This window comes from Klebsiella sp. RC2, from assembly GCF_014192815.1.
GTDB classification, from domain to species: Bacteria; Pseudomonadota; Gammaproteobacteria; order Enterobacterales; family Enterobacteriaceae; genus Klebsiella; species Klebsiella variicola.
This window is the reverse complement of the sequence record NZ_JACHYL010000013.1, coordinates 20,921-47,072: the sequence shown is the minus strand read 5'-3', so window position 1 is coordinate 47,072 and position 26,152 is coordinate 20,921. Positions and strand designations below refer to the sequence as shown.

The following is a 26,152-nucleotide window of genomic DNA, read 5'->3' as shown; positions in this document are numbered from 1 at the left end:
TGTCTCACTCAGAGGTGGGATACGGGTAAAACCGTCCCGGGTTGCAGGTAATGTTCCCAGCGCAGCAGGCGCTCGGTGAGCAGCAGTTCGCGGTTGACGCCGACGACGTTCAGCAATTGCTCACGGCAGGTACAGACGTCATGGGCGATCGCCTGCAGCCGGGCGGCGGGCAGGCTGTGCGCCAGCTGCTCCAGCAGCGGCCAGACGTCCGGGTTACTCACCAGGGCAATCCCCTGCTGTCGTTTTTGCGCATCGACCAGCAGCGATGCCAGCCAGTGCAGGCGAACCGCCGCCTGTTCATGATTGAGTATCGGCAGCAACGCCAGCCAGTCACCACTCGCCAGGGTGGCCGCCAGCGCCTGACACAGCTGCTGCCGCGCCGTCCACTGCGGTTCCTGTAATAGTTCGAGCGCCGCGGCCGGCGCGCTGGCGCACAGACGCAACGCGGTCAACAGTGACTCCTGCGGCAGGTTCACCTCTCGCTCCAGCCAGGCCAGGGCATAAGACTCCGACGGCGGCGCCAGGTGGTGCAGGCGACAACGGCTGCGCAGAGTCGTCAGCAGACGCGCCGGCTCCTGGCAGGCGAGGAAGAACCAGGTATTCTCCGGCGGCTCCTCCAGCGTTTTCAGCAACGCGTTGGCGGCGGCATCGGTCAGCAAAGCGGCATCGCTAATCCACACCACTTTCGCCCCACCGAGGCGCGCGCGCTCATAGAGCTTTTCATTGACATCGCGCACCGCATCAATGCCCAGCGCACTCTTGCCCTTTTCGGGGATCAGCGGATAGTAATCGGGATGTGTGCCGGCCTGCATCAGCTGGCAACTATGGCAGCGGCCGCAGCTTTTATGTCCTTCGGGCTGGCGGCACATCAGGAAGCGGCACAGCGCGTAAATCAACGCCTCACCGCCCATCCCGCTCAGAGACTGTAACAGCAAGGCGTGGTGGCCTCGTCCGGCCTGATAGCTTCCGACCAGTTGCTCGAACGACGGGCGCAGCCACGGATACCATTTCATGCCGGTTGCTCCGCCATCCACTGGGCGATCGTGGCGCGAATGTCGCGAGCGACGGCGTCGAGCGGCTGGGTCGCGTCAACCGTGCGGATCGACGGGTCTGCAGCGGCCAGCTCAAGGTAGCGCGCGCGGGTGCGATTGAAGAAGTTCATGGACTCCTGCTCAATGCGATCAAGCTCTCCGCGGGCCCGGGCGCGCTGCAGCCCCACTTCCGGCGTGACGTCGAGGTACAGCGTCAGATTGGGGCGGAAATTGCCGAGTACCGCGTCGCGCAGCGTCGCCAGCATCGTACGGTCGATTCCCCGGCCGCCGCCCTGATAAGCCTGAGTCGACAGATCGTGACGATCGCCGATCACCCACTGGCCGCGGGCCAGCGCGGGCTTAATCACGGTCTCCACCAGCTGGACGCGCGCCGCGTAAAACATCAGCACTTCCGCTTTATCATTAATGACCTCATCACCCGTGGACTGGATATCCAGCACCAGGCTACGCAGTTTTTCGGCAAGGACAGTGCCCCCCGGCTCGCGGGTAAACACCATATCGTGAATACCTGCCGACTGCAGCGTCTCCACCACCAGCTGACGTGCGGTGGTCTTCCCGGCGCCCTCCAGCCCCTCGATGACGATATAGTTACTGCGCATTTTTTTCCTTAAGTACTTTCAGATAGTCCTGCACCGCACGGTTATGACTGACCAGGTTTGTGGTAAACGTATGGCCCCCTTTCCCGTCGGCGACAAAATAGAGGTATGACGTTTTCGCCGGATGGGCGGCCGCCTTCAGCGACGCCTCGCCCGGCACTGCGATAGGACCAGGCGGCAGGCCGCTGATGGTATAAGTGTTGTATGCGGTCGGCGTCTCGAGATCCTTACGCGTTAACTTACCAGTATACCCCTCGCCCATCCCGTAGATCACGGTCGGATCGGTCTGTAAGCGCATACCGATGCGCAGGCGATTGATAAATACCGACGCGACGCGGTCGCGCTCTTCCGCCACCGCGGTCTCTTTCTCAATAATCGAGGCCATGGTCAACAGCTGGTTCTGATCGGCATAGGGCAGATTGTCCATCCGTCCTTCCCAGATCTTCGCCACTTCGGCGACCATTTTCTGATGCGCGCGCTTGAGGATGGCGATATCGCTGGTATTGGCGGTGTACATCCAGGTATCCGGCCAGAACCAGCCCTCCACCCAGTCGGCATGCTCAAGACCTAACGCCTTAGCCACCGTCGCATAGCTATCATCATCGAGAGTGTGCTTCACGTACGGGGCATCGCGCAGCTGGCGCAGGTAGTCGCTAACGCGCATACCTTCGACAAAGCGCAGCGGAAACTGCGCCTCTTTACCGCTGGCCAGCAGCTGCAGCATCTCGCGCACCGTCATCTGCGGCGTGAAGCGATAGGTCCCGGCTTTGAAGTGAGACAGCTCAGGTTCCACCCGCAGCAGCCACTGGAAAACGCGCGGGCGGTTGATCACCTTCTCGCGATAAAGATCCTGGCCCAGCGCCAGACGGCCGGTACCGGGCTCCAGGGTGAAGATGGTCTCTTCTTTAATCAGCAGCTTGCTGTCCGCCAGCTGGCGTACTTTCCACATGCCTGCCGCCGCGGCGATGCCCAGCACCACCACCAACAGCAGAATAAAACGTAACATTTTCTTCATACTAACCAGACAGCTCACACAAAGGGGCTAAAAAATGGTAAAGCTCGCGCGAGGACCAGACGGTCTCCTCCCAGCGACGAACCGGCACCAGCGGCATCAGCGCATTGCAGATCAGCACTTCATCGGCTTCACGCAATACCTCAGGACGCGCTGTCACTTCGACAACGCGAAACGCCGATGGTGCCAGCTGTGCGATACAGCGCTGCCGCATAATGCCGTTGACCCCGGCGTAATCGAGCCGCGGAGTAAATACATCCCGTCCCTGACGCCAGAATAAATTCGCGGCACAGCATTCCGTAAGCCACCCGTCACTGTCAAGGACCAGCGCCTCATCGGCGTCCGTCTGCTCAAGATGAGAGCGGATCAGTACCTGCTCAAGGCGATTAAGATGCTTCAGTCCGGCAAGCCACGGGTTGCGCCCCAGGGGCACCGGGCTCTGGGTCAGGGTAATACCCTCCTCCCGCCAGCGCGCATAATGCGCCGGGAATGGAGAGACACTGAGAATGCGGGTGGGCGACACGCAGCCCGCCGTACTGTATCCCCTTCCCCCAACGCCGCGGGTGAGGATCACCTTCAACACGCCCTGCGCGTGCGGCCGCGCCAGACGCTGCATCTCTTCGCTCAGCGTCAGCCAGTCGTGAAATGGTATTTGTAATTTTTCACAGGTTATCTGCAAACGCTGCAGATGGGCGTCCAGTAGCGCAACCTGCCCCTGCTGGATGCGGGCGGTGCTAAAACAGCCATCGCCAAACTGGGCGGCGCGATCGTTCGCCGCCAGCGTGTCCTGTTCAACGCCATTTATCAAGAACATAAAGGACTCCTTTTCACTGGTCGGTGAGTGTCTCAGGACACGGAGCAGAGGACAAGCGGAGAAAGCCGAATAAAAAAGGCCCGACGAACGGGCCTTTTGTTAAAGCAGTACCGGGGCAAGCCCTGTCACACTTTTTTGAAGATCAGCGAACCGTTAGTGCCGCCAAAACCGAAGGAGTTGCACAGGGTGTACTCCATACCGGAAACCTGACGCGCTTCGTGTGGCACGAAATCGAGGTCGCAGCCCTCATCCGGGTTATCGAGGTTGATCGTCGGCGGAACCGCCTGGTCGCGCAGCGCCAGGATAGAGTAGATCGACTCTACGGCCCCTGCCGCGCCCAGCAGGTGCCCGGTCATGGATTTGGTGGAGCTCACCATGACGCGGTTCGCCGCATCACCGAAGACTGACTTAACGGCCTGCGCTTCTGCTTTATCGCCAGCCGGCGTCGAGGTGCCGTGGGCGTTGACGTAGCCAATCTGGCCCGGTTCGATGCCCGCATCGCGAATGGCATTCACCATCGCCAGCGCGGCGCCCGCACCATCTTCCGGCGGTGACGTCATGTGGTAAGCATCGCTGCTCATGCCGAAGCCAACGATCTCGGCGTAGATTTTGGCACCGCGTTTTTTAGCATGCTCGTACTCTTCCAGCACCACCATACCCGCGCCGTCGCCCAGCACGAAGCCGTCGCGATCTTTATCCCACGGACGGCTTGCCGCCTGCGGGTTGTCATTGCGCGTGGAGAGCGCACGCGCCGCGCCGAAGCCGCCCACGCCAAGCGGGGTACTGGCTTTTTCCGCACCGCCTGCCACCATCGCATCGGCATCGCCATAGGCGATGATGCGCGCGGCCTGGCCGATGTTGTGCACGCCTGAAGTACACGCGGTCGCGATAGAGATACTTGGCCCACGCAGACCAAACATGATGGTCAGATGCCCGGCCACCATGTTAACAATTGTGGAAGGAACGAAGAATGGGCTGATCTTACGCGGTCCGCCGTTAACCAGCGAACTGTGGTTTTCTTCGATCAAGCCGAGACCGCCAATACCGGAGCCGATAGCGGCGCCAATACGGGTTGCATTCTCTTCCGTCACTTCAAGGCCAGAATCCTGCATGGCCTGAACGCCAGCGACAATTCCATATTGAATGAAGGCATCCATCTTGCGCTGTTCTTTGCGCGAGATAATGTCATCACAGTTAAAATCCTTTACTAAGCCAGCAAATTTCGTTGCATAGGCGCTAGTATCGAAATGGTCGATCAGGCTGATGCCACTCTGACCGGCAAGGAGAGCTTTCCAGGTAGACTCTACGGTATTGCCGACAGGAGACAACATGCCCAGTCCGGTCACAACTACACGACGCTTAGACACGTTTGTCCTCCAGGGAGGGAAAATAGATTCTTGTGGGACAATAAAAAGATAAAACTCAGGCGGTCGAATGACCGCCTGGAGATGTTCACTTACGCCTGGTGGCCGTTGATGTAATCAATGGCAGCCTGAACGGTGGTGATTTTCTCAGCTTCTTCGTCCGGAATCTCAGTATCAAACTCTTCTTCCAGAGCCATTACCAGCTCAACGGTGTCAAGAGAATCAGCGCCCAGGTCTTCAACGAAGGAAGCATTGTTGGTAACTTCTTCCTGCTTAACGCCCAGCTGCTCGCCGATAATTTTCTTAACGCGTTCTTCGATAGTGCTCATACTCTTAAATTTCCTATCAAAACTCGCTTTCGCGATGGTTTTCGTAGTGTATAAAATGTTGAAAAATTTGCAACTAAATCCCGGCAGGTCTTACCACGATTTTGCGCTATTTTGAGGCCGTTTGCCCTAAGAACGCAAATCTTTTCGCACAAAACCGCACAGGGAACCGTGCGAAGTGCGCGGTTCCTGAACGTTTTGCACAAATCTCGGTCAGACCATGTACATTCCGCCGTTGACGTGCAGCGTTTCACCAGTGATGTAACTTGCTTCGTCAGAGGCTAAAAATGCAACCGCGCTGGCGATTTCATTTGGGGTGCCAAGGCGCCCCGCAGGAACTGCCGCCAGCGTACCCGCACGCTGCTCATCGGTCAGCGCACGCGTCATGTCCGTTTCAATAAAGCCCGGAGCAACAACGTTTACAGTAATACCGCGGGACGCAACTTCACGCGCCAGTGATTTACTGAAGCCGATCAGACCCGCTTTCGCCGCAGCGTAGTTGGCCTGACCCGCATTTCCCATGGTACCAACCACAGAACCGATAGTGATAATACGTCCATGACGCTTTTTCATCATAGCGCGCATTACCGCTTTTGACAGACGGAAAACCGATGACAGGTTGGTTTCGATAATATCGTTCCACTCGTCATCTTTCATGCGCATCAACAGATTGTCGCGAGTGATCCCGGCATTATTCACCAGGATATCCACTTCGCCAAACTCTGCGCGCACATTTTCCAGAACAGATTCAATAGATGCCGGGTCGGTCACATTCAACATCAGACCTTTACCGTTGGCGCCTAAATAGTCGCTGATGGCCTGCGCGCCGCTTTCGCTGGTCGCAGTACCGATAACTTTCGCGCCACGAGCGACGAGCGTTTCAGCGATTGCACGGCCAATACCGCGGCTTGCACCGGTAACCAGCGCGATTTTTCCTTCAAAACTCATGGTTTTCCTCTTTTATTGCTCAAGCGCCGCAGACATCGCCGCCGGCTCGTTAAGCGCGGAAGCGGTCAGGGTGTCAACAATACGTTTGGTCAGGCCGGTGAGGACTTTACCCGGGCCAACTTCATACAGATGCGTTACGCCCTGCGCCGCCATAAACTCAACGGTTTTGGTCCACTGGACCGGGCTGTACAGCTGGCGTACCAGCGCGTCGCGAATGGCGTCCGGCGTGGTTTCGCATTTCACGTCGACGTTATTCACTACCGGAATCGTCGGCGCGTTGAAGGTGATTTTCTGCAACTCCAGCGCCAGTTTTTCTGCAGCTGGCTTCATCAGCGCGCAGTGGGACGGCACGCTCACCGGCAGCGGCAGCGCGCGTTTGGCGCCAGCGGCTTTACAAGCGGCGCCAGCGCGTTCAACGGCCTCTTTATGCCCGGCGATAACCACCTGGCCCGGGGAATTGTAGTTCACCGGAGAGACAACCTGCCCTTCGGCCGATTCTTCACAGGCTTTGGCGATAGAAGCGTCATCCAGGCCGATAATCGCGGACATGGCGCCGGTACCTTCCGGTACGGCTTCCTGCATGAATTTCCCGCGCAGTTCAACCAGACGAACGGCATCAGCGAAACCGATAACCCCTGCGCAAACCAGCGCGGAGTATTCGCCGAGGCTGTGGCCCGCCAGCAGGGTCGGCGCTTTGCCGCCCTGCTGCTGCCAGACGCGGTATAGCGCCACGGAGGCGGTCAGCAGCGCCGGCTGAGTCTGCCAGGTTTTATTCAGTTCTTCTGCCGGGCCCTGTTGAGCCAGCGCCCACAGATCGTAACCCAACGCTGCGGACGCTTCACCGAAGGTCTCTTCAATCACCGGCCAGGTGGCAGCCATATCGGCCAGCATGCCTACGGCCTGGGAACCTTGTCCCGGGAACACAAAAGCAAATTGCGTCATGTTTAAATCCTTATACTAAAAACGAACCAGCGCGGAACCCCAGGTGAAACCGCCACCAAAGGCTTCCAGCAGAATCAACTGACCGCGTTGGATACGGCCATCGCGAACGGCTTCATCCAGCGCGCAAGGGACTGACGCCGCGGAGGTGTTGCCATGGCGGTCGAGGGTCACAACGACGTTATCCATCGACATGCCCAGTTTCTTCGCCGTCGCGCTGATAATACGCAGGTTTGCCTGGTGCGGCACCAGCCAGTCCAGCGCTGAACGTTCAAGATTATTCGCTGCCAGCGTCTCATCAACGATGTGCGCCAGCTCGGTGACCGCCACTTTGAAGACTTCATTGCCGGCCATCGTCAGATAGATCGGGTTTTCCGGATCGACGCGATCGGCGTTCGGCAGGGTCAGCAGTTCGCCATAGCTGCCGTCAGCATGCAGATGCGTCGAGATAATGCCTGGCTCTTCAGACGCGCCAAGCACTACCGCGCCCGCGCCGTCACCGAAAATAATGATCGTGCCGCGATCGGTGGGATCGCAAGTACGCGCCAGCACATCGGCGCCAATCACCAGCGCATAATCCACCGCGCCGTTCTTCACGTACTGATCGGCGACGCTCAGCGCATAGGTGAAACCGGCGCAGGCGGCCGCGACATCAAACGCCGGGCAACCCTTAACGCCCAGCATAGACTGGATCTGGCATGCCGAACTCGGAAACGCGTGCGTGCCGGAGGTGGTCGCAACGATAATCAGACCAATCTGCTCCGCGGACACGCCCGCCATCGCCAGCGCCTGCTTTGCGGCTTCAAAGCCCATCGTAGCAACTGTTTCATGCGCTGCGGCAATACGACGCTCACGGATACCTGTGCGGGTGACAATCCACTCGTCAGAGGTCTCTACCATTTTTTCCAGGTCGGCGTTTGTACGCACTTGCTCGGGCAGATAGCTGCCGGTACCAATAATCTTCGTATACATGTACGCTCAGTCACTCTTGGGTAATATACCCGCCTCTTTCAACCTGCCGCGGCGTCAATCGTGGCCATTCGTCCCGCTTTGCTGTCGGGAGTTCACGTCACTGTCGCTTTCCGGCAGCGCGAAACCAGCTGGGTATAAAGATTCCAGGCGCGCGGCGATCCGTTGAGGAATTTGCCGCTGCACCGCCTGCACTGCCTGCTCTATCGCGACGCTAAAGGCGCGTTGATTGGCAGCACCATGACTCTTGATCACGGAACCGCGCAATCCTAACAGACAGGCGCCATTATACTGGTCGGGGTTGAGGTGACTGAATCGCCTCGCCAGGCTTTTTTGTAACCAACGTTTTAATAACAGCAGCCACCACGACCGTTTTTTGCCCTCTCCCTGAGATTTCAGCAGCGAAAGGAACATTCTGACAACACCTTCCATGGTTTTTAATGTGACGTTGCCCGTGAATCCATCACAAACCAGCACATCGGTTTTTCCGGTCAACAGTTCATTGGCTTCAAGATAGCCGATGTAGTTGAGGGAAGGCAGCGTTTTCAGCACTGCGGCAGCATCGCGAATGCTGCTGAGGCCTTTCATCTCTTCTTCGCCGATATTCAGCAAGGCGACGCGCGGGTTGGTCATGCCAACCACTTCCTCCGCCAGCACCGCGCCCATGACGGCGAACTGCACCAGCATCGTGCTGTCGCAATCGACGTTGGCGCCGAGATCCAGCACCACGGTTTTGCCCTTCTGCTGGTGCGGCAGAACCGTCACCAGCGCCGGCCGCTCAATACCTTCGATCGGTTTGAGCAACAGTTTCGCCAGTCCCATCAGCGCGCCGGTGTTGCCGGCGCTGACGCAGGCTTCCGCCCGCCCTTCTTTCACAAGCTCCAGCGCCACGCGCATTGAGCTTCCGCGACTGCTGCGGATAGCCTGTGCGGGTCGCGCATCACTGGCAATAACTGACTGCGCAGGAATAATCTGCAGACGCGAACGTTGTTCGAAGTCAGCTTTGGCAAGTAATGGCGTGATGGCGTCGGGGTCGCCGACTAAAAGAAGTGTGAGTTGCGAATTAGAGTTCAGTGCCTGCAGTGCTGCAGGCACCGTCACGGATGGGCCAAAATCGCCCCCCATGACATCTAACGCCAGGGTTAGACGTGTCAAGGTATCGTCGCTGCCCGGTTCGGTGATTCCCCAGTTGCCCGGGGAGTCCTCACTAAGCTTCATCACGCTGGCACTCGCGAATGTTCACGCTGCAGACGCAACAATTCGGGCATTGATGCCCCTGGTGATCGGGTTAACCGAATGTCCAGGGACGCACACGCCCGCCATGGCCTGCAACGGGAAATCCTGCGAGTATCGCGTGATTACTTAGCGATAACCTTGCGACCGCGGTAGAAACCGTCGGCAGTGATGTGGTGACGCAGGTGTTTCTCACCAGAAGTTTTGTCTACAGACAGGCTGGTGACTGCGGTCAGCGCGTCATGGGAACGACGCATGCCACGTTTGGAACGGGTTGGTTTATTCTGTTGTACGGCCATGGACCTTACTCCTCAATTACTTACGCTTTAAGCTGGCTAATACGGCAAATGGGTTTGGTTTTTGTGCCTCTTCAGGCAGTTCGCCAAAGACCATGTCCGCGTCGGACACTTCACAGTGTTCAGAATCATGCACCGGAACTACGGGCAGGGAGAGGATAATTTCATCCTCGACCATTGCCTGCAGGTCGATTTCACCGAATTCGTTAACCTCAATCGGCTCATACGCTTCCGGTAGTGCTTCGGCCTGTTCGTCATTTCTGACGGGGCTAAAACAATACGTGGTGTGGACGTGATGAGGGAACGGTTTCCCGCAACGCTGGCATTCGAGGGTTACCGTCACCTTTGCATCGCCAGTGATGACGGCGAGACGCTGGTTATCGATAGCGAACGACATGCTGCATTCCACATCGCTGTCCACGCTGACTACAGAATCGGCTACACGTTCAACCTGATCGCGGGCATAGATGCCTTCGTAATCAAGGCGTTTTTGAGCCGTGCGGACCGGATCAAGAGTCAGGGGTAATTTTACCTTTTGCATAGGGCGCGCATATTAACTTTGTAATGTCATAGAGTCAAAGAAAAAGGCAGCCTCAGGTTGCCTTTTGCCATTTATTCGCACACATTGCGGCGCATAGTTTAAGATGATGCTCTGCGAAGCGCTATATGTGGATGAAAAAATATGTCTGAACTTATCCTCGCGTCAACCTCTCCCTGGCGGCGCATGCTGCTGGAAAAACTGGGGTTACCGTTTGAATGTGCCGCGCCTGACGTTGACGAAACGCCGCTGCCGGAAGAATCCGCGCGTCAGCTTGTCGCCCGACTGGCGCAAGCCAAAGCGCAAAGCCTGGCCTCCCGCTATCCGCACCACCTTATTATAGGCTCCGATCAGGTTTGCGTATTAGACGGTGAAATCACCGGCAAACCGCACACCGAAGAAAATGCCCGCCGGCAGTTGCGAAAGGCCAGCGGGACCATCGTCACCTTTTATACCGGTCTGGCGCTATACAACTCCGCCACCGGCCATCTGCAAACCGAATGCGAGCCCTTTGACGTTCACTTTCGCCATCTCAGCGATAAAGAGATTGAAGGCTACGTCCGCAAAGAGAACCCGCTGCAATGCGCCGGGAGTTTCAAGAGCGAGGGGTTAGGGATTACGCTATTTGAACGACTGGAAGGCCGCGACCCGAACACTCTGGTCGGTTTACCCTTAATCGCGCTCTGTCAGATGCTGCGCCGCGAGAATAACAATCCGCTGTTAGGTTAAAGCAAAAAAAACGGCGGAACTGATTCCGCCGTTGCGCTTATTTGCTCTTACGTAGCACCTGTAAACAGTGCTTCAGCTGGTTATCCAGCGGCGCCTCAACGCGCATCACCTCCCCGCTCCCCGGGTGGGTAAACTTCAGCGCCGCCGCGTGCAGGAACAGGCGGTTTAAGCCGGTACCGGACAGCTGCTTGTCGAACTCGCGGTCGCCATAGCGATCGTCAAAAGCGATAGGATGCCCGGCATACTGGGTATGAACGCGGATCTGATGCGTGCGGCCGGTGACCGGGCTGCAGCGCACCAGCGTGGCGAATTCGTAACGCTCTTCCACTTTAAAGCGCGTCTCCGACGGCTTGCCTTCCTGACTCACGCGAACGATACGCTCCCCACTCTGCAGAATATTCTTCAACAGCGGGGCCTGGACCACTTTGGTATGCGACTGCCACTGGCCGCGCACCAGCGCCAGGTAGTCTTTCTGCATGCCTTTATCGCGCAGCTGCTCGTGCAGCGAACGCAGCGCCGAGCGCTTTTTCGCCACCAGCAGCACGCCGGAGGTATCGCGGTCGAGACGATGCACCAGCTCAAGGAAACGTGCCTCCGGGCGCAGGGCGCGCAGCCCTTCAATCACGCCAAAGCTCAGTCCGCTGCCGCCGTGTACCGCAGTACCGGAAGGTTTGTTGAGTACCAGAATATGATCGTCTTCATAGAGGATCACCTCAGAGAGCGCGGCCACTTTCTGCAGATGCGGCGATACCGCCTCTTCTTCACGCTCCGCCACGCGCACCGGCGGGATACGGACTTCATCACCCGCTTCCAGCTTATACTCCGGCTTCACGCGCTTTTTGTTTACCCGCACCTCGCCTTTACGCAGGATGCGATAAATCATGCTCTTCGGTACACCTTTCAATTGGGTACGCAAAAAGTTGTCGATACGTTGCCCCGCTTCATCAGCAGCAATGGCAACCATTTTTACGGTTGGGGTCTCAGTTTTCATGGTGCGCGATTCTAAATAGCCGGACGCATTAGCGCCACTCATTTTTATATGCTTATATTTATCATTATCCTGTTTTCACGGTTTACCTGACCGCCATTTTGTTTGTTATTAGAACAATCTGTATGGGCAGGTGATAAAACTGTGAGTAACCGGGTGATAAAAGGTGAAAGTCAACTTGCTATAACAAGGTTAGCAATGGAATAATGAGACCGTTTTCCGTATTGCATCTTGTCAGAACAAGACATTAGCGGAATGACCAATTTTGTCTGACCGATCGCCCACGCAGCAATGGCGTAAGACGTTGTGATCTTTCAGACAGTTAGCGGGCTGCGGGTTGCAGTCCTTACCGGTACAGGCTCTATGGATTTCAAGTCGCAGGAAGGCGTCAACTCCGGGACTCCCGGGAGCTCATCTGGATCCTTTGATCGAGGTGAGCAGGTTAAGCCACCATGCCTGCAACGCGAAAGACGACGAGTATAAATGGAATATTCTCTGGTGATACATCCCAGGCTGTTCCCCTGAATAATTGCGCTGTGTTTCCGTTTGAAACACAGGCGACCGACACTCTGCGCCTCTTAAGCGCGCGACAACCGTGAGGTTGGCGACGTGAACCAGACACGAGGCCATCGGTTTTCCCCCGGAAAGGCATTACTCTGCCCGCAGCTTAGTCGTCAATGTAAGAATAATGAGTAAGTTACGATGAAAAGAATGTTAATCAACGCAACTCAGCAGGAAGAGTTGCGCGTCGCCCTTGTTGATGGGCAGCGCCTGTACGACCTGGATATCGAAAGCCCCGGGCACGAACAGAAAAAAGCGAACATCTACAAAGGCAAAATCACCCGCATTGAACCTAGCCTTGAAGCCGCGTTTGTCGATTACGGCGCCGAGCGTCATGGTTTCCTCCCCCTCAAAGAAATCGCCCGCGAATACTTCCCCGCTAACTACAATGCGCACGGTCGTCCTAATATCAAAGACGTGCTGCGTGAAGGTCAGGAAGTTATCGTGCAGATTGATAAAGAAGAACGCGGCAACAAAGGCGCTGCGCTCACCACCTTTATCAGCCTGGCAGGCAGCTATCTGGTCCTGATGCCGAACAACCCGCGCGCGGGGGGAATTTCCCGCCGTATCGAGGGCGACGACCGCACTGAACTGAAAGAAGCGCTGGCGAGCCTGGAGCTTCCGGACGGCATGGGTCTTATCGTTCGCACCGCTGGCGTCGGCAAATCTGCCGAAGCCCTGCAGTGGGACCTGAGCTTCCGCCTGAAGCACTGGGAAGCGATTCAGAAAGCCGCGGAAAGCCGTCCGGCGCCGTTCCTGATCCACCAGGAAAGCAACGTGATTGTCCGCGCATTCCGCGATTATCTGCGCCAGGACATCGGCGAAATCCTGATCGATAACCCGAAAGTGCTCGAGCTGGCGCGCCAGCATATCGCCGCACTGGGTCGTCCGGATTTCAGCAGCAAAATCAAACTGTACACCGGTGAAATCCCGCTGTTCAGCCATTATCAGATTGAATCGCAAATTGAGTCCGCCTTCCAGCGTGAAGTGCGCCTGCCTTCCGGCGGGTCTATCGTTATCGACAGCACCGAAGCGCTGACCGCGATCGATATCAACTCCGCCCGCGCCACCCGCGGCGGCGATATCGAAGAGACAGCCTTCAATACCAACCTTGAAGCGGCTGACGAGATTGCCCGCCAGCTGCGTCTGCGCGACCTCGGCGGCTTGATCGTTATCGACTTCATCGATATGACCCCGGTTCGCCACCAGCGTGCGGTGGAAAACCGTCTGCGTGAAGCCGTTCGTCAGGACCGCGCGCGCATTCAGATTAGCCATATTTCGCGCTTCGGCCTGCTGGAGATGTCTCGCCAGCGCCTGAGCCCGTCGCTGGGCGAATCCAGCCATCACGTCTGCCCGCGCTGCTCCGGCACCGGTACCGTGCGTGATAACGAATCGCTGTCGCTCTCTATTCTGCGTCTGATTGAAGAAGAGGCGCTGAAAGAGAACACCAAAGAAGTCCACGCCATCGTTCCGGTACCGATCGCCTCTTATCTGCTGAACGAAAAACGTGCCGCAGTGAGCGCAATCGAATCCCGTCAGGGCGATGTCCGCGTCATTATCGTGCCAAACGACGAGATGCAGACGCCGCACTACTCCGTCCTGCGCGTGCGTAAAGGTGAAGAGACCTCAACGCTGAGCTATCTGCTGCCGAAGCTGCATGAAGAAGAGATGGCGCTGCCTGGTGACGAGGAGCCAGCAGAACGTAAACGTCCGGAGCAGCCTGCGCTGGCCGCCTTTGTGATGCCTGACGCCCCACCGGCACCGATGCTGGAAGAGCCTGTGGCTGCCCCTGCGGTCGCCGCTGCCCCGGTCGCGGCCGCCGCGCCGGCCCAGCCGGGACTACTCTCACGCTTCTTCAGCGCGCTGAAAAATATCTTCTCTGGCACTGAAGAAGCCAAGCCGGTTGAAGTTCCGGTCGAGAAGAAAGCGGAAGAAAAACCGGAGCGTCAGCAGGAGCGCCGCAAACCGCGGAGCAACAACCGCCGCGATCGCAACGACCGCAACGATCGCCGTGATAACCGCGACAATCGTGACAACCGCGATAACCGTGACAATCGCGACACCCGTGCGGACAATGCCGAGGGTCGTGAGCCGCGCGAATCGCGTGAAGAAAACCGTCGCAATCGTCGCGAAAAGCAGCCGCAAAACGTAGAAGCGCGTGACGCTCGCCAGACCGTCGGCGATGACGCGGACAAAGCCAAATCCCGCGACGAGCAGCAGCCGCGCCGCGAACGCTCCCGCCGCCGCAATGACGATAAACGTCAGGCGCAGCAGGAAGCCAAGGTGCAGACGCGTGAAGAGCCGGAAGTACAGGAGACTGAGCAGGAAGAGCGTGTGCAGACTCTGCCGCGTCGTAAACCGCGTCAGCTCTCCCAGAAAGTACGCATTGAGTCAGCCGTTGCCGAGCAGACTGCCGAGATCGCGCCTGAGACCGTTGTGGCTGAAGTCGCCACCCCGCGCAGCGAGCCGGTGAAAGCCGAACTGCCGGCGGTAGTGGAAAACGTAGTGGAACACGATGAAAACGGCGAATCCCGTGAAGCGAACGGTATGCCGCGCCGCTCTCGTCGTTCCCCGCGTCATCTGCGCGTGAGCGGTCAGCGCCGTCGTCGCTATCGTGACGAACGCTATCCGACCCAGTCGCCTATGCCGCTGACCGTCGCCTGCGCCTCGCCGGAGATGGCTTCCGGTAAAGTCTGGATCCGCTACCCGGTCGTTCGTCCGCAGGACCAGCAGCCGGAAGAGGTTCCGGTTCAGGACACCAGCGCCATTGAAGCCGTCGAAGCTATTGCGACACCGGTTGCCGTGGTTGAAACCGTCACTGCCGCGCCAGTTACCGTCGAGCCGGCGACCATGGAGCCCGTTACCGCTGAGCCGGTGGTCGTCGAACCTGTCGTAGCCGCCGAGCCGGTTATCGTTGATACTCCGGAAATTGTCGAGCCAGCCGCTGTCGAGCCAGCGCCGGTCGAAGCGCCAGCTGTCGAAGCGCCTCAGGCTATTGCGCCAGTGACGCTCGACGCCGAGCCGGTCACGGTTGAACCTGAAGTGGTGGAAACGGCGCCTGTCGTTGAAGCGCCAGTGGAAACCATCGTTCCGGCCACGGAAACCGTGGTGGAAGCACCGGTGACCGAAGCCGCCCCAACAGCCCCTGCCGAACCGGTCAAAGCTGAAACGCCGGTAAGCAAACCCGTGGTTGTGGCTGGCGATCGCCATGCTACCGCGCCGATGACCCGGGCGCCTGCTCCGGCCTATGTCCCGGAAGCGCCGCGCCACAGCACCTGGGTGCGCCCGCCGTTCGCTTTTGAAGGTAAAGGCGCCGCCGGTGGTCATAGTGCGACGCGTAAAGCCACCGCAGAACCGACCCGCCCACAGCCCGTCGAATAAGCGTGCTTAATAAAAAAACCGGCCTCTGGCCGGTTTTTTTATGCGCTTTGCGGACGCTGCATCCCGGCCAGATCCGGCATGATCTCCCGCATCAGGTCAAGGAACTTACGCAGGCGTGTCGGATAATAGCGCGCCCAGGGATAAACCAGATGAACCGGTAGCGAGGCGGGACGCCACTGCGCGAACAGCTCAATCAGCCGTCCGGCGGCAATATCCTCCACGACTGTCCAGCTGGACACCATCGCCACCCCCAGCCCCGCCAGCGCGGTATTTCGCGCGACGTACAGGCTGTCAGTGCTCAGGCAGGGGGTGATGGCCGTCGAGACGATTTGCCCACTTTCCAGATGCCGGAGCCGTACCTCATGCTGATAAAAGGTATTAATGGCGATCCACGGCAGGCCGGATAGCGCCTCCAGCGAGGTTAACGGCGGGTACTTCGCCAGGAGTTCAGGGGAAGCCACCACGCAGCGCGGCACTTCCGCCAGCAGCACGGATACCGTGGCCGGATCCACCTCCGCGCCAACGCGGATGGCGCAGTCGATATTATCGCTGAGAAAGTCGACGGTATTATCATTCAGCATCCACTCGACCGACAGTTGCGGATGACGCTGCAGAAATGCGACCAGCGGCGCCAGCAGCTGTTGCTGGCCAAAAGCATGGGGCGCCCGTACCCGCAGCACCCCCACGGGCTGATCGTCGGCAATACGCAGATCATCCTCCAGCGCCAGCCAGGCGTCCACGACCTGACGGGCATGGCGATAACAGCGTTCGCCATCGTCAGTGAGCTTCATCGCATGAGTGGTGCGCAGGATCAACTTCACCCCCAGCAGTCCCTCCAGGGACTGCAGGCGGCGGCTGACGGTTGCCTGGGTGGTATCCATCTGCCCCGCGGCGGCGGAGAGTGAGCCGGCCTCTATAATACGAATATAGGTGCGCATCAGCTCAATGCGGTCTATACGCTCCTGTCTTTTCATTTTTCTTTTGCCTATACGTGCTACGTATAACCGTTTTACCACCAGCCCGGCTACCGCGCCAGCTGCATTCAGGGAAAAATAGCGCCATCGCATCTATGAGGTACTGATCATGACACCGACTTCCCTTTCCACCCGCGACGCAGGCTGGATTATCTTCATTCTCGCACTCGGCGCCGGCTTTAGCGTCGCCTCTATCTATTATGCGCAGCCGCTACTGCCGCTGATGGGCGCCAATCTCCATCTGTCGGTAGAAGGGATGGGGCTGGTTCCTACCCTGACGCAGGCTGGCTACGCGCTCGGCATTCTCTTCCTGCTCCCGCTCGGCGACCGTCACGATCGCCGCCGGCTGATCCTGCTGAAGAGCGCAATGCTGGCGATCCTGCTGTTCCTGTGCAGCCTTACCGGCCAGCTCACCTCACTGCTGGTGGTCAGTCTGCTGATCGGTATGGCGGCCACCATGGCGCAGGATATCGTCCCGGCGGCGGCGATCCTCGCTCCGGCAGGCAAGCAGGGAAAAATGGTGGGCACGGTGATGACCGGGCTGCTGCTGGGGATCCTGCTTTCCAGGACGGTCAGCGGCGTAGTGGGCGCCGTATTCGGCTGGCGGGTGATGTATCAGGCGGCTGCAGTCAGCGTGGCGCTGATTGGCCTGGTGATGTGGCGGGTCCTGCCGCGCTTCGCCATTCACTCGACGCTGAGCTATCCGCAGCTGATGGCCTCAATGGCGCATCTGTGGCTGCGTTATCCGGCGTTACGCCGCGCTGCGCTGGCTCAGGGGGCGCTCTCTGTCGCCTTTAGCGCTTTCTGGTCGACGCTGGCGGTGATGCTCTCAGAACACTATCACATGGGGAGCGCAGTAGCGGGTGGCTTTGGTATCGCCGGTGCCGCCGGGGCGCTGGCGGCACCGCTGGCCGGCGGACTGGCCGATAAGTTTGGCGCCGGTAAAGTGACTCAGATGGGCGCGGCGCTGGTCACCCTCTCCTTCGCCCTGATGTTTATGCTGCCGCTGCTCCCTCTGCATGGCCAGCTGGCGCTGATTGCTCTCTCGGCTATTGGCTTCGATCTCGGCCTGCAGTCAAGCCTGGTGGCACATCAGAACCTGGTTTACAGCCTGGAGCCGCAGGCCCGTGGCCGCCTGAACGCTCTGCTGTTCACCGTGGTCTTTATCGGGATGTCACTGGGGTCGGTGCTGGGCAGCAAGTTGTACGTGCTGGCGGGCTGGAACGGAGTGGTCACCCTCGCCGTCGTCAGCGGGGCAATTGCCCTGGCGATCCGCCTGCTGGAGAATGCGCGCCTCATCGCAGCCGAACGCCGCACATCATAAAAAAAAACCCGCTTCGCCTGAGCGAAGCGGGTTTCCTCTTTCCGTCGCAATGGCTTACGCTGTGCGACGGGCAAACTCTTTTACGCGGAAGCCCAACACCAGCAGCGTAGCGAAATAAGCCACTACTCCGGCGACCACCACCACCAGCAGGCGCATCAGGCGGAACGGCATCGTCCCCTGAGACCACTCCGGCATGAGATGCATGACGCCCAGCAGCGCCGCGGCCATCACCACCACCGCCGCGACCAGACGCAGCAGGAAAGTCAGCCAGCCGGGCTGTGGGGTGAAAATTTTCTGTTTACGCAGTTGCCAGTAGAGCAGCGCGGCGTTCAGGCAGGCCGCCAGCCCTATGGACAGTGACAGGCCCGCGTGCTTGAGCGGGCCGATAAACGCCAGGTTCATCACCTGGGTCATAATCAGGGTGACAATGGCAATCTTCACCGGCGTTTTGATGTCCTGACGGGAATAGAAGCCCGGCGCCAGCACTTTCACCACGATAAGCCCCATCAGCCCCACGGAATAGGCCACCAGCGCGCGCTGGGTCATCGCCGCGTCAAAGGCGCTGAATTTACCGTACTGGAACAGGGCCACGGTCAGCGGTTTAGCGAGGATCCCCAGCGCCACCGCGCTCGGCAGCGCCAGCAGGAAGCAGAGTCGCAGGCCCCAGTCCATCAGGCGGCAATACTCGTCATGGTTACCACTGGCGAAGCTTTTCGACAACGACGGCAGCAGGATGGTGCCAAGCGCCACGCCCAGGACACCTGACGGAAACTCCATCAGACGGTCGGCATAGTACATCCATGACACCGATCCCGACACGAGAAACGAGGCGAAGATGGTATTGATGATGAGGGAGATCTGGCTTACCGACACGCCAAGGATCGCCGGCCCCATCTGCTTCACTACCCGCATCGCGCCAGCATCTTTCAGATTAATTCTGGGCAGAACCAGCATGCCAATCTTCTTCAGGTGCGGCAACTGGTAGGCCAGCTGCAGCACGCCGCCGACCGTCACCGCCCAGGCCAGCGCCAGCACCGGCGGATGGAAGTACGGCGCGGCAAACAGCGCAAAGCCAATCATGCTGACGTTGAGGAACGTCGGGGCAAAGGCCGGCACCGAGAAACGGTTCCAGGTATTGAGGATCGCCCCCACCAGCGAGGCCAGGGAGATCAGCAAAATATAGGGGAAGGTAATGCGCAGCAATTGGGTGGTCAGCGCAAATTTATCGGCGGTATCAGCAAACCCGGGGGCGGTGATGGTGATCACCCACGGCGCCGCCAGCATCCCGATAACGGTGACGATCGCCAGGGCCAGGGTCAGTAATCCGGAGACATACGAGACAAACACCCGGGTGGCATCTTCGCCCTGCTTGCTTTTATATTCGGCAAGGATCGGCACAAACGCCTGCGAGAAGGCGCCTTCGGCAAAAATACGCCGCAGCAGATTAGGCAGTTTGAAGGCGACAAAAAAGGCATCGGTCGCCATCCCGGCACCAAAAATGCGCGCCACAATCGCATCGCGGGCAAAGCCCAGCACGCGCGAAAACATGGTCATCGAACTGACGGCCGCCAGTGATTTTAAAAGATTCATTACGCTGTTATTCCAAACCCTGGAGTAAAACGCCCGCAAATGCGGGCGCTGGAAAGTGGCGATAGTCTACCGGGTTCAATATGAATTACTACTGTCAGTTGTTACAACGGATTATTCGCTGATGGCGTCACGCCAGAGTTTGTCAACCACCCGCTGAGCCAGCAGCGCCTGTTCGCCAGCGGTTTCCGGAACTGTCTGATTTTGCACGCATTCGATGAAATGTCGCGCGCAGCCGACAAAACCGCGCTGCTCGAGGGTGGTTTGCCAGCCCGCCACCGGGCGCTGGACCACGCCAAGACCACACTCCTCCTGCCATTCGCGCATCTCACTCACCGCATATAACCCGCCATCGGTGACCGCCTGCACCCACTCACGCTGGCTTCCGGCACGGCGGTGCATGCTGGTGGTAACCTGCAACCGGGGCGAACTGAACTGGTGTTCGGCATAGAGCATTTCACCCTGAGGAGTGATCTGCAACGTGCCGCCGCGCAGGCGCGCCTGACCATCAGCCAGCCACAACGCAGTATCCACCACGTGCAGATAGTCATCGAGAAGGGTAAAGCGCAGATCGTTGCCTACGCTGTCGCTACGATGCTTATCCATCCGCAGCGAGGCCGCCTCGCCCAGCCGCCCCTTCAGTTCACGATAGAGTGGCGCAAAGCGGCGATTGAAACCGACCATCAGCGTCAGATGACGCCGGGCAGCCAGCTCGACCAGCGCTTCCGCCTCGCTCAGTTTGTCCGCCAGCGGTTTATCCACACAAACATGAACCCCGGCATTCAACAAGTGATTCACGACTTCATAATGTGAAGCCGTCGACGTATGGACAAAGACCGCATCGCACTGCGCCGCCAGGGCATCCAGCGAATCAGCATACGGGATCCGCCAGGTTTCGCAGATGCGCAACGCCTTCTCTTTTCCCGGCGACCAGGCTGCCTGCAGCGTCCAGCTTTCCGCAGCGCCTAACACCGGCAGCCACGCTTTCTGCGCGATGCCCCCTAAGCCAACCACCCCAATGCGCAGTCTTGTCCCCACGTTTAGTCCCCCAGATGGTGTAACAGCGAGTCAAGGCGCGCTTTCAATTCCGCCACCTCGCCTTCCAGTGCTTCAACCCGGGCACGCAGATCGTCATCGTCTTCCAGCGGCGAGAGTGCTTCCACCGTGGTGATCAGCGTGTCCATGTCATCGCAAAACAGATGCATATAGCGGCTTTCCCGTTTCCCCGGTTCCCGTGGCAGGCGGGCAACAAAAGGACCATCCTCGCGCGTCGCTAACCCTTCCAGCACGCTTTCCACTTCCGCCATATCGCTGAACTCATGCATCCGCTGCGCGCGGCTACGGAGTTCACCCGGCGTCTGGGCGCCGCGCAGCAGTAGCGTCGTCACCACCGCTACTTCGCCGGCGCTGAGTTTCAGATCGCCAAATTCAGAGTTGCAAAAGCGCTGCTCATACTTGGTCACTCGATTGCCGAATCCGCTGACCGTGCGCAAATAGTGGCGCTTCACCAGGGTATCCAGCAGCGTCTGGACCTCGCCTTCGCTCAGCGACATCACCGGTTCGCGGTTGGTTTTCTGATTGCAGGCGGTCACCACGGCGTTCACCGACAGCGGGTACTGCTCGGGCGTGGTAACCTGCTTTTCCAGCAGACAGCCAATGACGCGCGCTTCGTGCGCGGTTAACTGATATTTCATCCTCTCTCCTTAGCGCCCTGCTGACCAGTCCGGCGTCGTTAGCGCCGTCAGTACATGGTCACGCCACTGCCCATCAATCAGCAGATAATCTTTGGCGTAACCCTCTTTTTCGAACCCCAACCGCGCCAGCAGCGCGCCGCTGCGCTGATTATGCGGCATATAGTTGGCCATAATGCGATGGATATGCTGCGTGCGCTGCATATAGCGAATCGCGGCGGTCAACGCTTCAAACATCAGCCCCTGCCCTTGCCACTTCTCGCCAATGGAGTAGCCGAGATAACAGGCATGGAATGATCCGCGAACTACGTTGGAGAAATTCGCCACGCCAACGATCTCTTTTTCCTCCGCATCGAGCAGCGCGAAATAAAATGCAGACCCCTGCTTATGAAACTCGCCGATCATTGACAGACGCGCCTGCCACCCGGAGGGATAGCAGTGGCTGTCGTCACGTACCGGCTCCCAGGGTTTTAAGAACACTTTATTCTCGGCGTAATAATCGGCCAGACGCCAGGCGTCACGATCGTGGACCAGGCGCACCACCAGCCGGTCCGTCGTCAAACGCACCTTCGGCACGTTACTGCGATAGCCAAACATTTCCTTTTCAGTCCCCCTGACTTCAATCTTGCTCTCATCACTATACCTGTCCTGCACGATAGTGTGAAAACAGCAACATACCATTTTCTGCGCCATCTCCTCTTTTCGATGAATAGGCTCAATCGAACTTGCTTTTTGATAAAAAAATATTGTCGCAAGGGTGCTGGGAAAAGCAGCAGATTGCCCGCAGAATATCCTCGCTTATCTCTATTTTTCCCTGGAGGGGAAATGTCCCGCGTCTCGCAGGCAAGGAGCCTGGGTAAATATTTCCTGTTAGTCGATAACATGCTGGTCGTGCTGGGCTTTTTTGTCGTTTTTCCGCTGATTTCCATCCGCTTTGTCGATCAGATGGGTTGGGCAGCGCTGATGGTCGGCATTGCGCTCGGCCTGCGCCAGCTGGTGCAGCAGGGATTAGGCATTTTTGGCGGCGCCATTGCCGACCGCTTCGGCGCGAAACCCATGATTGTCACCGGCATGCTGATGCGCGCCGGCGGCTTCGCGGCGATGGCCGTCGCCCATGAGCCCTGGGTGCTCTGGCTCTCCTGTATCTTGTCCGGGTTGGGCGGCACGTTGTTCGATCCGCCACGAGCCGCGCTGGTGGTCAAACTGGTGCGCCCGCATCAGCGCGGCCGCTTTTTCTCCCTCCTGATGATGCAAGACAGCGCCGGCGCGGTGATTGGCGCCCTGCTGGGCAGTTGGCTGCTACAGTATGACTTCCGTCTGGTGTGCAGCGCCGGCGCCGCGCTGTTTATCGCTTGCGCCGCGTTTAACGCCTGGTATCTGCCAGCATGGAAACTGTCCACGGTGAAAACGCCAGTCCGCGAGGGGCTGGGACGGGTGCTGCGGGATAAGCGCTTCGTCACCTATGTCCTGACGTTAACAGGCTATTACATGCTGGCGGTGCAGGTGATGCTGATGCTGCCGATCATGGTGAACGACATCGCCGGTTCGCCGGCCGCCGTGAAGTGGATGTACGCCATCGAAGCCACCATTTCACTGACCCTGCTCTATCCCATTGCCCGCTGGAGCGAGAAACGCTACCGCCTTGAGCACCGGCTGATGGCCGGTCTGCTGGTAATGACGCTGGCGATGCTGCCGATTGGCATGACCAGCAGTTTGCAGCAGTTATTTACCCTGATCTGCCTGTTTTACATCGGTTCGATCATCGCGGAACCCGCCAGGGAGACGCTGGGCGCCTCGCTGGCGGATGCCCGGGCGCGCGGCAGCTATATGGGGTTCAGCCGCCTGGGTCTCGCCTTCGGCGGCGCGCTGGGTTACGCGGGCGGCGGCTGGCTGTTTGATGCCGGCAAAGCCGTGGGCCAGCCCGAACTGCCGTGGCTGATGCTCGGCGCCATTGGGTTTATCACTTTCCTTGCCCTGTGGTGGCAATTCAGTCCAAAACGCTCCGCCTCCGGTATGCTGGAGCCACGCACCTAAGAGCGTAGGTCCGCGGTTTCTCCTGCCTTTCAGCCTATTCTGCTGGCATGAAGAATGCTGACAGGTCATGATGCTTTGTGTCAGGATGAATGATGGTACGAGCTTGAGGAACCCCATGAAAAAAATATTGATCGCCGCGGCGCTGATTGTCAGCGGTCTGCTGAGCGGCTGTAACCAGTTGACCCAATACACGGTAAGCGAGCAGGAGATAAACCAGGCGCTGCAGAAGCGTAACCATTTCGCCAAAGATATCGGTCTGAAAGGCGTTGCCGATGCCCATATTGAGCTGCAGAACCTGACCAGCGCTATTGGCCGTGAAGAGCCGGGTAAAGTCACGCTGACCGGGGTCGCCAACGTCGATCTGAACTCCCTGTTCGGCACCCAGAAAGCGACGATCGATCTGAAGCTCAAAGCGCTGCCAACCTTTGACAGAGAGAAAGGCGCTATCTTCCTGCAGGAAATGGAGGTGGTCGATGCTAAAGTGGCGCCCGAGAAGCTGCAGTCGGTGATTCAGGCCCTGCTCCCCTATCTGAATCAGTCGCTGCGCAGCTACTTCAGCCAGCAACCGGCCTATGTCCTGCGTGAAGACGCCAGCACCGGCGAAGCGCTGGCGAAGAAATATGCCAAGGGCATAGAGGTGAAACCGGGCGAAATTGTCATCCCCTTTACCAATTAATCTCCAGGGCGCTACGGCGCCCTGAATTTTTTACGGAAATGAGTGCAAAGGAAAACGTTTACGCTTATCCTTAGTGCCCGGCAAAAAACAGCCCTGATGACTGAACCTATTAGCCGGAGCCTTCCATGACAGCACAACCCCAGGTATTGAAAATCCGCCGCCCAGACGACTGGCATATCCATCTGCGTGATGACGATATGCTGAAAACCGTCGTGCCTTACACCAGTGAGTTTTATGGCCGGGCGATCGTGATGCCGAATCTGGTGCCGCCTGTCACCACCGTCGCGGCGGCTATCGCCTATCGCCAGCGCATTATGGACGCCGTCCCGGCCGGGCACGATTTTACCCCGTTGATGACCTGCTATCTGACAGACTCCCTCGACCCGGCGGAGCTGGAGCGCGGCTTTAACGAAGGTGTGTTCACCGCCGCCAAGCTCTACCCGGCCAACGCCACGACCAACTCCAGCCACGGTGTCACCAGCACCGACGCCATTATGCCGGTGCTGGAGCGGATGGAAAAACTGGGAATGCCGCTGCTGGTACATGGGGAAGTCACCCACGCCGAGATTGATATTTTCGATCGTGAAGCGCGCTTTATTGACACGGTGATGGAGCCCCTGCGCCAGCGCCTGCCCGGTCTGAAGGTGGTCTTTGAGCATATTACTACCAAAGATGCCGCCGAATATGTGCGTGACGGCAATGAACTGCTGGCGGCCACTATTACCCCGCAGCACCTGATGTTCAACCGCAACCATATGCTGGTCGGCGGTATTCGTCCTCACCTGTACTGCCTGCCGGTACTCAAACGCAATATTCATCAGCAGGCGCTGCGCGAACTGGTCGCCAGCGGCTTTAGCCGCGCCTTCCTTGGCACCGACTCCGCGCCGCACGCCCGCCATCGTAAGGAAGCCAGCTGCGGCTGCGCCGGCTGCTTCAACGCCCCGACCGCCCTCGGCAGCTACGCCACCGTGTTTGAAGAAATGAACGCTCTGCAGCACTTTGAAGCCTTCTGCTCGCTGAACGGCCCGCGCTTCTACGGTCTGCCGGTCAATGAAAGCTATGTTGAGCTGGTGCGTGAAGAGACCACGGTCGTTGACAGCATTGCGCTGCCCAATGATAGCCTGGTCCCGTTCCTGGCGGGTGAAACCGTTCGCTGGACGATGAAGCGATAAAAAACGTAGCCCCCTGTTGTCAACGCCCACCGGATACTGTATAAATAACCAGTATCAAACACAGGGGGCAATTATGCGCATCGAAGTGTCTATCGCCAAAACGACCGCCTTACCCAACGGCGCGCTGGAAGCGCTGAATAACGAACTCTCCCGGCGTATCGCCGAGCAATTCCCGGCCATCGACAGTCAGGTGAGCGTGCGCTACGCCACCGGCAACCAGCTCTCGGTGTTCGGCGCCCTGAAAGAAGACAAAGACCGGATAAGCGAAATCCTGCAGGAAACCTGGGAAAGCGCGGACGACTGGTTTGTCCACGATCTCTCCTGAAGCATGGCGGGATCCAGTTACTCTGGTTTGCTCCCTCATTGTGCTTTTCTTTGCCGGGTCGCCCCGGCTTTTTTCTCCCCGCCTCTTGTTCAGAATATTCCTGATTATTCTGCTTAATATCGGCTAAAATGGCCATTTCCCGCGCTTATCTTGCGTAAAAAAGCGGCGAAAACAAGAAAATCATGCTGCCTTTCATTTAATTTCTCGAGTTTATTCTTGATCCCTGATATAATTAACTTGCTTCAAAAAACATGCATTAAACCTCGAGAATTGTTGTCTTTTAACATATGAATAAGGGGTTATGATGGAAAAAAATAATGAAGTCATTCAGACCCATCCCCTCGTTGGATGGGACATCAGCACCGTTGATAGCTACGATGCGCTGATGTTGCGCCTGCACTACCAGAACCCCACTCAAGAAAACAGTCATGATGCTGAAATTGGCCAGACGCTATGGCTAACGACGGACGTCGCACGTCAATTTATTTCAATCCTGGAAGCAGGCATTGCGAAGATTGAATCTGGCGAATACCAGGAAAACGAGTACCGCCGACATTAACGCGATACGGGGAATGACTAAACAATAGTCTTAACAGGCACCTGCGGGTGCCTGAATTATTTTC

The 26,152-nt window shown here is 58.2% G+C and carries 26 protein-coding genes; 8 read left to right on the top strand and 18 right to left on the bottom strand.

The window, feature by feature from the left end:
- Positions 1 to 8 precede the first annotated feature (8 nt).
- The 12 genes from holB to yceD form a co-directional block, all read right to left on the bottom strand.
- Complete coding sequence (gene holB / locus FHW76_RS25905; protein ID WP_012968571.1) at positions 9 to 1,013, bottom strand: DNA polymerase III subunit delta'; 1,005 nt, start codon at positions 1,011 to 1,013, stop codon at positions 9 to 11.
- The gene (gene tmk / locus FHW76_RS25900; RefSeq protein ID WP_023339888.1) at positions 1,010 to 1,651 is read right to left on the bottom strand and encodes a dTMP kinase; all 642 of its coding nucleotides are present in this window, start codon (positions 1,649 to 1,651) and stop codon (positions 1,010 to 1,012) included. The genes holB and tmk overlap by 4 nt, the downstream gene beginning before the upstream one ends.
- The gene (gene yceG / locus FHW76_RS25895; protein WP_008805989.1) at positions 1,641 to 2,663 is read right to left on the bottom strand and encodes a cell division protein YceG; all 1,023 of its coding nucleotides are present in this window, start codon (positions 2,661 to 2,663) and stop codon (positions 1,641 to 1,643) included. The genes tmk and yceG overlap by 11 nt, the downstream gene beginning before the upstream one ends.
- 1 nt (position 2,664) lies before the next feature.
- A complete protein-coding gene (gene pabC / locus FHW76_RS25890; RefSeq protein ID WP_008805988.1) occupies positions 2,665 to 3,474 on the bottom strand; it encodes an aminodeoxychorismate lyase in 810 nt (269 codons plus the stop codon).
- 125 nt (positions 3,475 to 3,599) lie between these two features.
- A complete protein-coding gene (fabF, locus tag FHW76_RS25885; RefSeq protein ID WP_022065359.1) occupies positions 3,600 to 4,841 on the bottom strand; it encodes a beta-ketoacyl-ACP synthase II in 1,242 nt (413 codons plus the stop codon).
- Between the two features lie 89 nt (positions 4,842 to 4,930).
- Entirely contained in the window at positions 4,931 to 5,167 is a 237-nt protein-coding gene (acpP, locus tag FHW76_RS25880) for an acyl carrier protein (RefSeq protein WP_000103754.1), read from the bottom strand.
- A 210-nt stretch (positions 5,168 to 5,377) separates the two neighbouring features.
- Entirely contained in the window at positions 5,378 to 6,112 is a 735-nt protein-coding gene (gene fabG / locus FHW76_RS25875) for a 3-oxoacyl-ACP reductase FabG (protein WP_002899294.1), read from the bottom strand.
- 12 nt (positions 6,113 to 6,124) lie between these two features.
- The gene (gene fabD / locus FHW76_RS25870) at positions 6,125 to 7,054 is read right to left on the bottom strand and encodes an ACP S-malonyltransferase (RefSeq protein WP_012542242.1); all 930 of its coding nucleotides are present in this window, start codon (positions 7,052 to 7,054) and stop codon (positions 6,125 to 6,127) included.
- 15 nt (positions 7,055 to 7,069) lie between these two features.
- Positions 7,070 to 8,023 carry a beta-ketoacyl-ACP synthase III gene (locus FHW76_RS25865; RefSeq protein WP_008805985.1) on the bottom strand — a complete coding sequence of 318 codons (954 nt, stop codon included), beginning with the start codon at positions 8,021 to 8,023 and terminating at the stop codon, positions 7,070 to 7,072.
- Positions 8,024 to 8,077: 54 nt separating this feature from the next.
- On the bottom strand, positions 8,078 to 9,175 hold the full coding sequence (gene plsX / locus FHW76_RS25860) for a phosphate acyltransferase PlsX (protein ID WP_012542244.1): 1,098 nt from the start codon (positions 9,173 to 9,175) through the stop codon (positions 8,078 to 8,080).
- Positions 9,176 to 9,378: 203 nt separating this feature from the next.
- Positions 9,379 to 9,552 carry a 50S ribosomal protein L32 gene (gene rpmF, locus FHW76_RS25855; RefSeq protein ID WP_000290724.1) on the bottom strand — a complete coding sequence of 58 codons (174 nt, stop codon included), beginning with the start codon at positions 9,550 to 9,552 and terminating at the stop codon, positions 9,379 to 9,381.
- A gap of 16 nt (positions 9,553 to 9,568) precedes the next feature.
- Entirely contained in the window at positions 9,569 to 10,090 is a 522-nt protein-coding gene (gene yceD / locus FHW76_RS25850; protein WP_008805983.1) for a 23S rRNA accumulation protein YceD, read from the bottom strand.
- Positions 10,091 to 10,231: 141 nt separating this feature from the next.
- On the opposite strand from yceD, the gene FHW76_RS25845 reads away from it, so the two are divergent.
- Complete coding sequence (locus tag FHW76_RS25845) at positions 10,232 to 10,816, top strand: nucleoside triphosphate pyrophosphatase (protein ID WP_008805982.1); 585 nt, start codon at positions 10,232 to 10,234, stop codon at positions 10,814 to 10,816.
- A 37-nt stretch (positions 10,817 to 10,853) separates the two neighbouring features.
- Here FHW76_RS25845 and rluC read toward each other — a convergent pair whose 3' ends face one another.
- Positions 10,854 to 11,807 carry a 23S rRNA pseudouridine(955/2504/2580) synthase RluC gene (rluC, locus tag FHW76_RS25840; protein ID WP_012542245.1) on the bottom strand — a complete coding sequence of 318 codons (954 nt, stop codon included), beginning with the start codon at positions 11,805 to 11,807 and terminating at the stop codon, positions 10,854 to 10,856.
- Positions 11,808 to 12,506: 699 nt separating this feature from the next.
- Here rluC and rne point away from each other — a divergent pair.
- Positions 12,507 to 15,746: a ribonuclease E gene (rne, locus tag FHW76_RS25835; RefSeq protein WP_260182336.1), complete on the top strand. Its 3,240-nt coding sequence runs from the start codon at positions 12,507 to 12,509 to the stop codon at positions 15,744 to 15,746.
- A gap of 38 nt (positions 15,747 to 15,784) precedes the next feature.
- Here rne and FHW76_RS25825 read toward each other — a convergent pair whose 3' ends face one another.
- Positions 15,785 to 16,813: a LysR family transcriptional regulator gene (locus tag FHW76_RS25825; RefSeq protein ID WP_162994821.1), complete on the bottom strand. Its 1,029-nt coding sequence runs from the start codon at positions 16,811 to 16,813 to the stop codon at positions 15,785 to 15,787.
- A 16-nt stretch (positions 16,814 to 16,829) separates the two neighbouring features.
- On the opposite strand from FHW76_RS25825, the gene FHW76_RS25820 reads away from it, so the two are divergent.
- Positions 16,830 to 18,044, top strand: coding sequence for an MFS transporter (locus FHW76_RS25820; RefSeq protein WP_008805977.1), 1,215 nt, complete (start codon positions 16,830 to 16,832; stop codon positions 18,042 to 18,044).
- Between the two features lie 54 nt (positions 18,045 to 18,098).
- Here FHW76_RS25820 and murJ read toward each other — a convergent pair whose 3' ends face one another.
- From murJ to rimJ, 4 genes are all read right to left on the bottom strand, one after another.
- Positions 18,099 to 19,634, bottom strand: a complete 1,536-nt coding sequence (murJ, locus tag FHW76_RS25815; RefSeq protein WP_008805976.1) for a murein biosynthesis integral membrane protein MurJ — start codon at positions 19,632 to 19,634, stop codon at positions 18,099 to 18,101.
- Between the two features lie 111 nt (positions 19,635 to 19,745).
- Positions 19,746 to 20,657 (bottom strand): Gfo/Idh/MocA family protein, encoded by a 912-nt coding sequence (locus FHW76_RS25810; RefSeq protein ID WP_155870612.1) that lies wholly within the window; start codon positions 20,655 to 20,657, stop codon positions 19,746 to 19,748.
- Positions 20,658 to 20,671: 14 nt separating this feature from the next.
- Positions 20,672 to 21,325 (bottom strand): YceH family protein, encoded by a 654-nt coding sequence (locus tag FHW76_RS25805; RefSeq protein WP_012542247.1) that lies wholly within the window; start codon positions 21,323 to 21,325, stop codon positions 20,672 to 20,674.
- A gap of 9 nt (positions 21,326 to 21,334) precedes the next feature.
- Positions 21,335 to 21,919, bottom strand: coding sequence for a ribosomal protein S5-alanine N-acetyltransferase (rimJ, locus tag FHW76_RS25800; protein WP_008805973.1), 585 nt, complete (start codon positions 21,917 to 21,919; stop codon positions 21,335 to 21,337).
- Between the two features lie 228 nt (positions 21,920 to 22,147).
- Between rimJ and mdtH the strand changes: the two genes are divergently transcribed.
- The 5 genes from mdtH (at position 22,148) to bssS (ending at position 26,088) form a co-directional block, all read left to right on the top strand.
- Positions 22,148 to 23,356 (top strand): multidrug efflux MFS transporter MdtH, encoded by a 1,209-nt coding sequence (gene mdtH / locus FHW76_RS25795; RefSeq protein WP_012542248.1) that lies wholly within the window; start codon positions 22,148 to 22,150, stop codon positions 23,354 to 23,356.
- Positions 23,357 to 23,471: 115 nt separating this feature from the next.
- A complete protein-coding gene (locus FHW76_RS25790) occupies positions 23,472 to 24,032 on the top strand; it encodes a lipoprotein (RefSeq protein ID WP_012542249.1) in 561 nt (186 codons plus the stop codon).
- A 125-nt stretch (positions 24,033 to 24,157) separates the two neighbouring features.
- Positions 24,158 to 25,204 (top strand): dihydroorotase, encoded by a 1,047-nt coding sequence (gene pyrC, locus FHW76_RS25785; protein WP_008805970.1) that lies wholly within the window; start codon positions 24,158 to 24,160, stop codon positions 25,202 to 25,204.
- 73 nt (positions 25,205 to 25,277) lie between these two features.
- Positions 25,278 to 25,529 (top strand): DNA damage-inducible protein I, encoded by a 252-nt coding sequence (gene dinI, locus FHW76_RS25780; RefSeq protein ID WP_002898994.1) that lies wholly within the window; start codon positions 25,278 to 25,280, stop codon positions 25,527 to 25,529.
- 304 nt (positions 25,530 to 25,833) lie between these two features.
- Complete coding sequence (bssS, locus tag FHW76_RS25775; RefSeq protein WP_008805969.1) at positions 25,834 to 26,088, top strand: biofilm formation regulator BssS; 255 nt, start codon at positions 25,834 to 25,836, stop codon at positions 26,086 to 26,088.
- Positions 26,089 to 26,152: the final 64 nt, after the last annotated feature.